Source organism: Neisseria sp. HMSC064E01, assembly GCF_001808875.1.
Classification (GTDB): Bacteria; Pseudomonadota; Gammaproteobacteria; order Burkholderiales; family Neisseriaceae; genus Neisseria; species Neisseria sicca_A.
The window spans coordinates 78145-90748 of record NZ_KV794977.1 but is presented as its reverse complement, the minus strand read 5'-3'; the positions used below and the strand labels follow the sequence as shown (position 1 = coordinate 90748).

11 protein-coding genes, 1 tRNA gene and 1 pseudogene are annotated in these 12604 nt (G+C 52.5%); 3 read left to right on the top strand and 10 right to left on the bottom strand.

The window, feature by feature from the left end:
* Positions 1-553 precede the first annotated feature (553 nt).
* The 3 genes from HMPREF2572_RS12685 to mutY all read right to left on the bottom strand — a co-directional run bounded on the left by HMPREF2572_RS12685 (position 554) and on the right by mutY (position 4085).
* Entirely contained in the window at positions 554-1177 is a 624-nt protein-coding gene (locus HMPREF2572_RS12685; protein WP_070498951.1) for a phosphoribosylanthranilate isomerase, read from the bottom strand.
* 301 nt (positions 1178-1478) lie between these two features.
* Positions 1479-2948 (bottom strand): protein adenylyltransferase SelO, encoded by a 1470-nt coding sequence (locus HMPREF2572_RS12680; protein ID WP_070498950.1) that lies wholly within the window; start codon positions 2946-2948, stop codon positions 1479-1481.
* A gap of 78 nt (positions 2949-3026) precedes the next feature.
* Entirely contained in the window at positions 3027-4085 is a 1059-nt protein-coding gene (gene mutY, locus HMPREF2572_RS12675) for an A/G-specific adenine glycosylase (protein ID WP_070498949.1), read from the bottom strand.
* Between the two features lie 162 nt (positions 4086-4247).
* Here mutY and HMPREF2572_RS12670 point away from each other — a divergent pair, with 162 nt between their 5' ends.
* Positions 4248-5288: a zinc-dependent alcohol dehydrogenase family protein gene (locus HMPREF2572_RS12670; protein WP_070498948.1), complete on the top strand. Its 1041-nt coding sequence runs from the start codon at positions 4248-4250 to the stop codon at positions 5286-5288.
* 73 nt (positions 5289-5361) lie between these two features.
* Here HMPREF2572_RS12670 and HMPREF2572_RS12665 read toward each other — a convergent pair whose 3' ends face one another.
* From HMPREF2572_RS12665 to HMPREF2572_RS12635, 7 genes are all read right to left on the bottom strand, one after another.
* Positions 5362-6423, bottom strand: a complete 1062-nt coding sequence (locus HMPREF2572_RS12665; protein WP_070498965.1) for a nucleotidyltransferase domain-containing protein — start codon at positions 6421-6423, stop codon at positions 5362-5364.
* 92 nt (positions 6424-6515) lie between these two features.
* Entirely contained in the window at positions 6516-6827 is a 312-nt protein-coding gene (locus HMPREF2572_RS12660) for a DUF6968 family protein (RefSeq protein WP_246827824.1), read from the bottom strand.
* A 4-nt stretch (positions 6828-6831) separates the two neighbouring features.
* A complete protein-coding gene (locus tag HMPREF2572_RS12655) occupies positions 6832-7590 on the bottom strand; it encodes a nucleotidyltransferase domain-containing protein (RefSeq protein WP_070498946.1) in 759 nt (252 codons plus the stop codon).
* Between the two features lie 90 nt (positions 7591-7680).
* Positions 7681-8973 carry a histidinol dehydrogenase gene (hisD, locus tag HMPREF2572_RS12650; RefSeq protein ID WP_070498945.1) on the bottom strand — a complete coding sequence of 431 codons (1293 nt, stop codon included), beginning with the start codon at positions 8971-8973 and terminating at the stop codon, positions 7681-7683.
* Positions 8970-9866, bottom strand: a complete 897-nt coding sequence (locus HMPREF2572_RS12645) for an endonuclease (RefSeq protein WP_070498944.1) — start codon at positions 9864-9866, stop codon at positions 8970-8972. The genes hisD and HMPREF2572_RS12645 overlap by 4 nt, the downstream gene beginning before the upstream one ends.
* A gap of 103 nt (positions 9867-9969) precedes the next feature.
* Positions 9970-10623, bottom strand: a complete 654-nt coding sequence (gene hisG, locus HMPREF2572_RS12640) for an ATP phosphoribosyltransferase (RefSeq protein WP_070498943.1) — start codon at positions 10621-10623, stop codon at positions 9970-9972.
* A gap of 277 nt (positions 10624-10900) precedes the next feature.
* Positions 10901-11617, bottom strand: coding sequence for an SCO family protein (locus HMPREF2572_RS12635; protein WP_082144095.1), 717 nt, complete (start codon positions 11615-11617; stop codon positions 10901-10903).
* Between the two features lie 289 nt (positions 11618-11906).
* Here HMPREF2572_RS12635 and HMPREF2572_RS12630 point away from each other — a divergent pair.
* Both HMPREF2572_RS12630 and HMPREF2572_RS14480 read left to right on the top strand, forming a co-directional pair.
* Positions 11907-11991, top strand: a tRNA-Leu gene (locus tag HMPREF2572_RS12630).
* A gap of 266 nt (positions 11992-12257) precedes the next feature.
* A pseudogene (locus HMPREF2572_RS14480) lies at positions 12258-12604 on the top strand (hypothetical protein); the annotation flags it as partial.

Here is a 12604-nt window from a genome sequence, read left to right as displayed (position 1 = left end):
ACGCCGTACTGGTTTAAAGTTAATCCACTATCAAATCAACGGAGGAGGGAAAAGAGGGGATAAGCTTTGCGGTCATGATTTCCACTTTGGTGGGGATTCATAAACGTGTTTTCGTTTGTTGATTTTTTATTGGGGATGATACGTTTTCTAAAGATGGATTTTTGTGTGCGTGAGAATTGAAGTAGATGGAAATATCTTGTTTTATTTGATTTTATTTTAAACTTGGAAAATCAAGATAAAAAAATGCGCATATCGTTTGGGATATGCGCCAAGTCTACAAAGGAGAAATAGAGGAGAAAAATCAAGCTGCATCAAGCAACTCAACGGGCATTATTATGTATGAAAGGCATCGGTTTGTCAATTTTTATATGCAAAAATTTTCTATTTTTTGAGAAAACGGCAGATTGCTGCCCAATTGGTGCTGTGTAATACGCTCGTTTTCCTAAAAATATCATATAAATCAATGAGTAATTTGTGTGTTGTATAAGATACAGGATGCTTGTTTCCGTATAAGGCGGCAGAAAATGCGTCAGCGCTTTTTGTGACTAAAAGCTTACCGAATGGCGCGGATGGCTTGGATGAAGGCGGCCATTTTGGCTTCGTCTTTGATACCGCCGGCGCTTTCCACGCCGCCTGAAACATCGACTGCCGAAGCATTGCTGGTTTGGATGGCTTCTGCGATGTTTTGCGGGGTCAAGCCGCCTGCCAGAATCCACGGTTTGGTCAGATTGTCCGGCAGCAACGCCCAGTCGAAGCTTAGCCCCGTACCGCCATATTCGTTGGGATGGTAGGCATCAAACAACAGGGCGCGGGCGTTGGGGAATCGGGTTTGTGCGGCTTCGATGTCTGAAGCAGATTGGACGCGTATGGCTTTGAAATAGGGGTGGTCAAACTGACGGCAAAATTCATCGTCTTCGTCGCCGTGAAATTGGATGATGTCGATGGGCACTTGCCGTAGGGTTTCGCGGATGGTTTCTGCTGTTTCATTGACGAATAGGGCAACGACGGAGACGAAAGGGGGAAGGGCCGCTACGATTTTTTTTGCCTGTTCGGGCGTAACGGCGCGTTTGCTGGCTGCGTAAAAAACCAAGCCGATGGCATCGACGCCCAGCTCGGCGGCTTTTCGGGCGTCTTCGGGGCGGGTGATGCCGCAGATTTTGATGCGGATGTTTTTCATCTGTTTTCCTTTTGGGTCGGTCTGTTCGGTTGGTTGCAAAAGATGTGCCGCCGTTTAAATTGGGCATGGGTTTATAGTGGATTAACTTTAAATCAGGACAAGGCGACGAAGCCGCAGATAGTACATCAGGACAAGGCGACGAAGCCGCAGACAGTACAAATAGTACGGCAAGGCGAGGCAACGCCGTACTGGTTTAAAGTTAATCCACTATATTTTTGTTGATATCGTTCTTTACGGTCAAGGTCGTCTGAAAATTTTCAGACGACTTTTTTGTCTGTTTTCGACTTGTCTGTTTCGACGTTTAACTTGAACAGCTTACGCAAACCGGAATGCTGCCTTCGGGCGGCGGTTCGGCAAGGTCGGCGAACTCTGCCTGTTCGTCAAAGGGACGGGCGAGGCAGCGGCGCAGGCGTTCGATTTCGCGGTAGTCGCCGTTTCGGGCTTGGGCGATGGCTTGTTCGGCAAGGTAGTTGCGCAGGATGTAGAGCGGATTGGTTCGGCTCATGCGTGTTGCGCGTTCGGCGGGATCGCTGTTTTCGGCGCGCAGGCGTTGGCGGTAGCGTCCGAGCCAGCGAATGAAGGCGGGCGGAACGCCGTTTTTGAAGGTTTGTTCGAGTTTGGGCGGGAGGGGTTCGCCGTGCATATTGCTGACTTCGGACAGGTTTCTGAAAAACAGGGTGAAGTCGGTTTTTTGATCTTGCAGGGCGGCGAAGAGGTCGGCGATAAGGCTTTCGTCGTCTCTTTTGTCTGCTTTCTGCAAACCGAGTTTGCGGCGCATTTTCTCTAAATAGGTCGTCTGAAAAACTTCCGTCCAGCCGTCGATGAGTTGTTCGAGGGTGTCGTGGGGGACGAGGGCGTCGAAGCAGGAGGCGAGGGCGGCGAAATTCCAATGGGCGACGAAGGGCTGGGCATTGTAGGCGTAGCGGCCTTGGGTGTCGGAGTGGTTGCAGACGTGGCGGCGGTCGTAGTCGTCGAGGAAACCGAAAGGGCCGTAGTCTATGGTCAGCCCCAGTACAGACATGTTGTCGGTATTCATCACGCCGTGGCAGAAACCGATGCTTTGCCATGCGGCGACGGTGTCGGCGGTGCGGTTGCGGATTTGTTTTAACAGGGCGGCGTAGAGGTTGTCGGCATCTTGGCAGTCGGGGTAGTAATGCCGGATGAGGTAGTCGGCAAGTTGTCGGACTTCGGCTTCGCGGCCGGTGTAATAGAAGTATTCGAAATGGCCGAAACGCAGAAAACTCGGCGCGATGCGGGTGAGAACGGCGGCGGTTTCGACGGTTTCGCGATAAACGGGGTCGTCGCTGCCGCACAGGGCGAGGGCGCGGGTCGTGGGGATGCCGAGACCGTGCATAGCTTCGGAACAGAGATATTCGCGGATGGAGGAGCGCAAGACGGCGCGCCCGTCAGCAAAGCGGGAATAGGGCGTTTTGCCTGCGCCTTTAAGCTGCCACTCTTGGCGTTGTCCCGTGGCATCGATGGAATCGCCAATCAGTAGCGCGCGCCCGTCGCCGAGGCGCGGGGTATAGACGCCGAACTGATGGCCGCTGTAAACGCTGGCAATGGGCGCGGGCGCGTATTGCGGTGCGTTGCCGCTGAGGTAGGCAAGGTTGGCGGTCGTCTGAAAATCTGTGTTCAGATTCAACTCTGCCGCCAAATCGGTGTTGAAGGCGACCCAGTAGGGCGCGGTCAGCGGTTCGGGAGAAACGTGGGAATAGAAAAACGGCGAGAGTTCGGCGAATTGTTGGCTAAGCAGGGGAAGGGTGTGCATGGGATTCCTGACGGGTGCGTGCGGGTATGTTTATTGTGTTTTAGAGTTGGATGCTGCGTGTTTCATTTTCAAGCATTTTCAAAACAATGCTTGCTGTCGTTGTTTCAAATAATCCGCCAGCGGTTTGGGTAAACCGTAATCCGATAAATTTTCGGGTTTCACCCAAAGGCGGTTGGGCAGTAAGTCTGTATTTTCAGACGAGCTGATTTGCGCTTCAAACGGCGTAATCATCAATAAACGGTGCGTCAGGCGGTGGGTAAGGGCGGGTTGTTCTTCGAGGTCGTCTGAAAAAATGTCGAGCTTTTCGGCGCAAGCGTATGTTTCGTTCAGGGTTTCAAAACACGGTACGCAATACAGGCCGCCCCAAATGCCTTTGGCGGGGCGTTTTTCCAGCAAGATTGCGCCGTCTCCGTTGCGGACAATCAGCCAGTAAAGCGGCAGGGTTTGCACTTCGGGGGCAGTTTTTTTGCGCGGCAGCTCGGCGATGCGGTTTTGCTTTTTTGCTTCGCAGATGTCTGCCATCGGACATTGATGGCACAAGGGTTTTGTCCGTTTGCACACGGTTGCCCCCAAGTCCATCAAGCCTTGCGTGTAGGCAGGCATATCGGCGTTTTCAGACGGCAGCAGGCTTTCAGCAAGCGTCCAGAGCGAGTTTTCAAATTTTTTGTCCTGCGGATTGCCGTCGCGGGCGAACACGCGGCAGAGCACGCGTTTGACGTTGCCGTCCAAAATGGTTTCGCGGCGGTTGAAGGCAAAGGCGCAAATAGCGGCAGCGGTGCTTCTGCCTACGCCGCAGAGGGTTTCCAAGTCTTTGCGTTCGGATGGAAACGTACCGCCGAATTGTTCGACGACTTGTTGCGCGGCTTTGTGTAGATTGCGCGCGCGGCTGTAATAACCCAAGCCCGCCCACAACGACAACACTTCGTCTTGCGGCGCAGCGGCAAGCGTTTGTACGGTCGGGAATTTTTCCAAGAAACGCGGATAGTAGTCCAACACGGTGGCAACTTGCGTCTGCTGGAGCATGATTTCGGAAAGCCAGACGCAATAAGGGTTTTGCACCTGCCAAGGGAGGTGGTGGCGGCCGTGTTTTTTTTGCCAGCGGATGAGCCGTTCGGAGAAGGGAGTGGGTGTGTTCATTAATATCAATCAGGAGTTTTATTTATATTTAAAACAGTATGTTATGGTATAACATTGTGAAAGTAATTCTTATTGACATACAGATTATAGGGGTATATAAATCATATAGAGAAACTTTATTGCAGTATTGAAATCATTTATCAACAAGCAAGGAGTATCAGCATGAAAGCAATGGTTTATCACGGCGCAAACGACATCAGTTTTGAAGAAAAACCCCGTCCGCAGATTATCGATCCGACCGATGCGGTGGTGAAAATCGTCAAAACCACGATTTGCGGTACCGACTTGGGTATTTGGAAAGGCAAAAACCCCGAAGTCGCCGATGGTCGTATTCTCGGTCATGAAGGCATCGGTATTGTAGAAGAAGTCGGCGAGGCTGTAAAAAACGTCAAAGTCGGCGATAAAGTCATTATTTCATGCGTCAGCAAATGCTGTACTTGCGACAACTGCAAAATCCAACTCTATTCACACTGCCGTAACGGCGGCTGGATTTTGGGCTACATGATTGACGGCACGCAAGCCGAATACGTCCGCACGCCTTATGCCGACAACAGCCTTGTTCCGCTGCCCGACAACGTCAATGAAGAAGTCGCCCTGCTGTTGAGCGACGCCTTGCCGACCGCCCACGAAATCGGCGTGCAATACGGCGATGTCAAACCCGGCGACACCGTCTTCATCGCAGGCGCAGGCCCTGTCGGCATGTCCGCCCTGTTGACCGCCCAACTGTACAGCCCCGCCGCCATTATCGTGTGTGATATGGACGAAAACCGCTTGAAACTGGCGAAAGAACTGGGCGCGACCCATGCCATCAGCCCCGCTTCAGGCGACGTATCCAAACAAGTTTTTGCCATCGTTGGCGAAGACGGCGTGGACTGCGCCATCGAAGCCGTCGGAATCCCCGCCACATGGAATATGTGTCAAGACATCGTCAAACCGGGCGGTCATATCGCCGTCGTCGGCGTGCACGGTCAATCCGTTGATTTCAAACTGGAAAAACTCTGGATTAAAAACCTCGCCATCACAACAGGTTTGGTCAACGCCAATACCACCGAAATGCTGATGAAGGCCATTTCCAGCAGCTCCGTCGATTACACCAAAATGTTGACCCACCGTTTCAAATTCAGCGAATTGGAAAAAGCCTACGACGTGTTCAAACACGCCGCCGAAAACCAAGCCATGAAAGTGGTTTTGGAAGCGGATTGATTTGAAAAAGATTATTGAGTTTTAAAAAGATAGGGGTCGTCTGAAAACAGGTTTTCAGACGACCTTTCGCCGTCTAGCCGTAAATGCTTTCCCTGACTGAAACCAAAGCCGCCAACGCTGAAGCGGCATTTACCGTTTCGGGCAGGTCGGCAGCCTCAAACGCTGTTTCCACTTCCGCCATCAGCCGTTCCGCTTTTTCCAGCAGGTCTTCGTAGGAGGATTCGCCGCGTTTGATGGCGAGCAGTTCGTCGCGGTTGGGGCGGCGCGGGCGGATTTCGCCGTGGCGGGCGATGTCGCGGGCGGTTTCGAGCAGGCGGAAGGTGTGCATCATGTTTTTGGCGTCGTAGCCCTGTCCGTGTGCCTGCGTGCCTTGGTAGCGCGTTTCGTTGCGTTCCGCCAGCCATTGCTGATAGGAGGAGTATTCGCGGCAGTAGCTGCTGTATCCGTCTTGGTTGAAGGAGAGGTAGGCAAGCGGGGTTTCGCCTTCGGGAACGGAGCTGAGGGAGAGGTTGGTGGCTTCGGGTTTGAGCGCGATGCCGTGGTAGCCGCGCGTGCCGTCTGGGTCGTAAAACAGGGCGTAGAGTTCGCGGGCGTGGGCGATTTTGACCAAACCGACCCGCCGCTGCTCCATTTCGCGTTGCGAAAGCCAGTGTTGCAGCGGCACGGTTTGCGCGTCTTCTACGATGTGGCAGAAATCAAGCACGCTTTTCTTTTCAGACGACATCGGGTTGCTGATTTTCTTGTTCAGCCCGCGTGCTTTTTTGATTTGCCCGTAGGCGTATCCGGCGAAACTCTGACGGCAGGCTTTGGACACAAACCATTCGGTTTTGAACGCGTCCATCAGCGGCGAACGGTAGCGCACGCAGTCGGGCGGCGAGGCGAGCAGTTCCAGCGTGTTCGGGTTGCTTTGCAGCAAAAGCTCGATAAACCGCCCAAGTTCGTAATACACGATGTCGTTGGTTTCGTTGCTGATTTGCGGGACGTATTCCATGCCGTAAAACATGGATTTGGGCAGATAAAACACGCCTTTGATGTCGGTATCGGATTCGGGCGTTGCCAAACCGTAGGCGCGGCTGCCGGAAACGGCTTCGAGCAGAAGCAGTTTTTGTGTGTGCAAATCTTCGATGGTGAGCATTTTCAGACGACCTTTTGTGAGGTGGTTGGGCATTGAAAAGCAGCCTGCACGTTCAGGCTGCCTTTTGTGCGTGTCGGATTTATGAATCCAATTTACGGCTGCTGTTTATTGGAATTATCAAGCGAAGGAAATCCAAGATTTTTATCCCCGTTCCAAGATAAATTTTCTTTTTTCCAGAAATCGGTGTGAGACAGAATAACGCCAAGTTTAACCATAGCCAAATAAATAGCCTGCAACATATCTTCACCGATTGCCCTTCCCTCATCCAAATAATCATGTTTGCTTATTTTATATTGGCAAATATATGCTTTGTATTCGTCAGAAAAAAAGGGGAGATACATGGTAATTTCAACAGGCTCGCCATTTTCTGTATGTAATTCTCTATATCCTATGATTTTATGCATAAATTTATCCATTTACCGCCGCCAAAGTTTCGCGGAACAATTCGTTCAGCGGCCCGCTGTCGGCGGCTTGGGCGGCAGGGGCGGATAATTCGGAAACTTCGTTATATAAATCAACGGTCAATCGTTGCAATTCGGGCGACAGCGTATGCAGGTAACTTTCGTCCTGTTCCGTCTTGATGGCCACCAAATCGGCGATTTGGGCGGCGCAGTCCGTTTGCCATTCGCTCATCAGTTCCGCCAACGTCATCGGTGGGATGCCGCCTTGTTTGACTGCCCACCGTGCTGCGAGCAGCGGGCGCAAGACGTAAAACCATTTTTTCAGTTTGACGGGGTGCGCCAAATCCATGGCTTTCAAAGCGTTGCCCGCGATGCCGCGATAATGGTGCAGCAGCGCGGCGGCTTGGACGTATTGCGGTGCAAGCGCGTTCAGACGACATGTGAAATTATTGTCCTGCGTATAAACCATCGGGGAACGCAGCCATTCGAGCAGCACGGCATTGCTTTTCCGCAGCAGGCGCAACGCTTTGCGGATGTCCCAGCCGCCGACGTCAAACCATTGGTTTTCGATGAATTCAAAGGTGTCTTTCGCTTCATCGATTTGCAGATAATATGGCTGCGGGCGGATATAAATGGCGCGCACGTCGTAATCGCTGTCGGGCGAGGCAAAGCCCCATGCGCGGCTGCCGCTCTCTACCGCCAGCAGGAAATGCAGCGGCTCGGTATGGGCGATGTGGGTGAGTTTTTCTTGAATGGCTTGTTTCATGATGTTTCTTTTAATAGAGGTCGTCTGAAGACCCTAAAAACAGGTTTTCAGACGACCTTTGCTTTTTGATGGATGGCGGGTTCGACCGAATCAGTCTTTCAACCTGAATTCCGCTGCGCGAGCGTGGGCGGTCAGGCTTTCGCCGTGTGCCAACACGCTGGCGATTTTACCCAGTTTCTGCGCGCCTTGTTCGGAGACTTGAATCAGGCTGGAGCGTTTTTGGAAGTCGTAAGTGCCCAGCGGCGAGGAGAAGCGGGCAGTGCGGCTGGTGGGCAGGACGTGGTTGGGGCCGGCGCAGTAGTCGCCGAGGCTTTCGCTGGTGTAGCGTCCCATGAAAATCGCGCCGGCGTGGCGGATTTTTTTCGCCCATTCCTGCGGGTTTTCTACCGACAATTCCAAGTGTTCGGGGGAAATGTAGTTGGCGATTTCGCAGGCTTCGTTCAAGTCTTTGGCGAGTATCACCGCGCCCCTGTTGCCGAGCGAGGCTTCGATGATGCCGCGGCGGGGCATGGTTTCGATGAGGCGGGTCATGGCAGCTTGGACTTCGTCGAGATAAGGCTGCGACGTGCCGATGAGGATGGCTTGGGCGATTTCGTCGTGTTCGGCTTGGCTGAACAAATCCATCGCCACCCAGTCGGCGGGCGTGGTGCCGTCGGCGATGACGAGGATTTCAGACGGCCCCGCCACCATGTCGATGCCGACCACGCCGAACACGCGGCGTTTAGCGGCGGCGACGAAGGCGTTGCCCGGGCCGGTGATTTTATCGACCTGCGGTACGGACTCGGTGCCGTAGGCGAGGGCGGCAACCGCCTGCGCGCCGCCGACGGTGAAGACTTTGGTGACGCCCGCGACGAAGGCGGCGGCAAGTACGATGTCGTTGCGTTCGCCTTTGGGCGTGGGCACAACCATAATGATTTCTTTCACGCCTGCAACATGGGCGGGCATGGCGTTCATGATGACGGAACTCGGATACGCCGCTTTGCCGCCGGGAACGTAAATTCCGACGCGGTCGAGCGGTGTAATCTGTTGTCCCAAGAGCGTGCCGTCTTCGTCTTCGTACGCCCACGATTCCATTTTTTGGCGTTGGTGGTAGCTTTCAACGCGTGCGGCGGCGGTTTTCAAGGCGGTTTGAATTTCGGGCTGTAAACGCTCGAACGCTGCCTGTAAATCGTCTTGGGTGAGGATGAGGTCGGCTATGGTTTGGGCGGACGTGCCGTCGAAGCGGTTGGTGTATTCGATAAGCGCCGCATCGCCGCGCTTTTGCACGTCGGCGCAGATGTCGGCGACAATGCGGTCGATTTCCGGATTTTGCGCGGTCTCAAAGGCCAGCAGGGCTTTGAGTTCGGCTTGGAAATCGGGCGATTGGGTGTTGAGTTTTTTCATGATTTGGTTTTCTCCTTTTTTATTTTTGGACTGGGGGTCGTCTGAATATTCTTTTGTTCAGTTTCTGTCTCTGTTTTGGGTCTGATATACGCCTTTTCGCCTGCTCCACCGAACTTCAATTCGGGCAGGCATTTTTGGAGCAGACCGAGTTTGGACAGCACTTTTTTGCTGGACGAGGCAGTATGGAAACGGTAACGGGTTTGTGTTCTGCCGTTTTTGGTTTCTTCAGCCATTGTTTCAAAGCCGTCCACTTCGTACGCGCTGACGACAGCGTTTTGCAGTCCGGTGTGAATGCCGATAACGTATTTCACTTTTGATGCGGCATCTTTGCCGACAATCCAGTTGCCCAGCGTGCGGGATTTGAGGTTGGCATCGTCTTGGTTGTCGAAGCGGTAGTCCGCTTCTTCGTCGGTATCCAAGTCCAAAGCGTCTTGGATTTTGACGGCGAGAACGAGTCCGTCGGGGTTGAATTCGTCGAGCGGGCAGGGCGTGAATTTGAAGCGTTCGTCGAGTTCTTCCGCGCTGATGCCGCCTGCGCCGCATCCGGCAGATTTGTTTTTGAACTTTTTATCGACAACAGATTTGACGAAATGAATCAGGGCAGTTTCGGCGGCTTGCGCTTCGGCTTCGGTCAAATGGTAGCTGATGATATGGCGGCCGATTTTCTTGCATTTGGCGATGGCTTTGCGTTCCGGTACGTCAATATCGCCGAACTCGCCGTCTTGCGAACGGGCGGCTTGTTCATGCTCGAAGATGCGGTTGTCGCAGCCTTTGCCGATGTAGAGGATTTTGTCTTTTTTCAGGTCGGTCAGACAATAGACGTAAAACCGACGCTCGCCGTTATTCAAAACGGAAAGGGTTGAATCTGAAAATTTTTTTATTTTTGCAACCATTTTAACTTCTCCTATACAGTTTACTGCCGTTGAAATTTTCAGACGACCTGTCGGCGGGAAGAGATAGGGTCGTCTGAAAACGCATCTTCATTCAAGTGAACACTCACCCCGCCTTCGCTGCGCTGCCGAACGCCTGAATAATCGGCTCCAGCAGCGCGTGTTTCGTTTTCAATGCGGCTTTGTTGACCACCAGACGGCTGGAAATATCGACAACGTGTTCGACCGCTTCCAAGCCGTTTGCCTTAAGCGTGTTGCCGGTGGAGACCAAATCGACGATGGCGTCGCTCAAGCCGACCAGCGGCGCAAGCTCCATCGAGCCGTAGAGTTTGATGATGTCGACGTGTACGCCTTTGCCGGCGAAATGCTCGGCGGCGATGTTGGGGTATTTCGTCGCGATGCGCAGGCGGCTGCCGGGCTGCGAGGCGGCGGTGTAGTCGAAACCTTTGCGCACGGCAACCATCATGCGGCATTCGGCGATGTGCAAATCCAGCGGCTGATAAAGCCCGCTGCCGCCGTGTTCGATTAAAACGTCTTTACCCGCGATGCCGAAGTCTGCCGCGCCGTATTGGACGTAAGTCGGCACGTCGGTGGCGCGGACGATGACGAGGCGGATGTTTTCATGGTTGGTGCCGATAATCAGTTTGCGCGATTTCTCGGGTGCTTCGGCGGGAACAATGCCCGCCGCCGCCAAAAGCGGCAGCGTTTCTTCAAAGATGCGTCCTTTGGACAGGGCGATGGTCAGTGTGTTTTCAGTCATTGTTGTTGTGTGCCGTCAGACTTTGAACCTGTATCAAGCAGGCGGTCTGACTTTCTCCATTATATAGTGGATTAACTTTAAACCAGTACGGCGTTGCCTCGCCTTAAGCTCAAAGAGAACGATTCTCTAAGGTGCTGAAGCACCCAGTGAATCGGTTCCGTACTATCTGGTCTGCGGCTTCGTCGCCTTGTCCTGATTTAGTTAATCCACTATATGTTTCAGATGGGAAAAAGGTCGTCTGAAAACCGCGACCGGCATTCAGACGACCCCATGTGGATCAAAGCAGTTTTTTGATGTCGGCGGCAATGGTCGCCGGCTCGCTGCCGTAAGGTGAGAAAATCGCCACTTCGCCGTTTTTGTCGATCAGATACGCGCCGGAAGAGTGGTCAACCAGATAGTTCTCGCTGTCTTCCTTCTGAACTACTTTGGAGGAAACCACGCGGTATTGCTGTTTGATGACCGGCAGGCTTTGGTCGCCTGTCGCAGTCAGACCGATAAATTCAGGATTGAACTGCTTGACGTATTTGCTGATGACTTCAGGCGTGTCGCGCTCGGGGTCGATGCTGACGAACACTACTTTCACATCTTTCGCCTGATCGCCCAATTGTTTCAATGTGTCGCTGTAAGTCAGCAATTCGGTCGGACAAACGTCGGGGCAGTGTGTATAGCCGAAGGACAGGATCACGACTTTGCCTTTCAGGTCGCTTAAGCTGAACGGCTTGCCGTCGCCGTCGGTCAGCGTGAAATCGCCGCCGATGTCCTCTTTACGCATATCTGTTCCCGGACCTTGCGGTTTAGGAGCGGCAGCAGCATTAAGCGAGGTCGTCGTTTCAGGAGAAGAAGCAGGCGTTGCGGCTGGGGCGGACGCTGTTGAAGAAGCGGCTGAAGCAGTCGCGGGATTTTGTTCCGGCGCTTTGGCTTCAGGTTTGCAGGCAGCAAGTGCGGTAAGGGCGAATGCGCCCAAAATGGCGGTACGGATTGCAGTAGGCATCATAAAAATTCTCCAATGCGGGTATGGTGTGTGAACGTCGTCTGAAAATAAAAAATGAAACGAACGCCGTCATCTTAGCGCGTTTGCAACATTTAATATAGCGGTTTATGCCGTTTTTCGGCTGAAAATGAATGATGTTTGATATAAGTGGAAAGAGTAGGGCGCGTCGGGAACAAAATAAAATAAATTTAATGTTTTTAAAAATCAAAAATATAAGCAATATATCTGCAAACAAAGCAAGATTTTGCTTTACAAGCCAGAATACGCCGCTATAATAGCGACTTCTTCACCAGCCCAGGTGGCGAAATTGGTAGACGCAGGGGACTCAAAATCCCCCGCCGCAAGGTGTGTCGGTTCGAGTCCGACCCTGGGCACCACAAAAAACCGCTTATCAGCGGTTATTTTTTTGCCTATCGAAAGATTGTCTTGGAAACCAACATTTTGATCAATCGGAATTTTTGTTGGTTTTGTTATGTTTTTGATATTTGATCAAAACAAACACGCGGTTCAGCGAAAGTCGGATTCATTTACCTCTTATTTCTCCGCCTATGTTGAATAAATACCGCCAAGCCCGTTTTATGACAAAGGTCGTCTGAATCAAACTATACTTTCAGACGACCTTTTTCAAACACGGAGCTTATCCATGTCCATCCGTCTGACTACGCTATCCCTGATCCTTGCCGTCGCAGCCTGCACGCCCACCGTTTCCCCATCGGCAGAAACTTCGCCGACCGTCACCCAATCCGCCATCGATACCACCTACTGGACCGAACAGCCCTATTGCAGCGGCCGCTATCAATTGCGCCTGCCGTCCAAACGCCGTCACGGCAGTACGCATCTTGATTACAATGGCTGGAGTGTGATGGTTATGTTTAACGACTGGAAGAGAAACGTTAGGAATATCAACGAGTTTAAGCAAAATGGTAGAGCAGGAACAAAAATTGTCGTCGATACCCGTACCCTGATTCCGGATCGGGCAATGATGCAGGT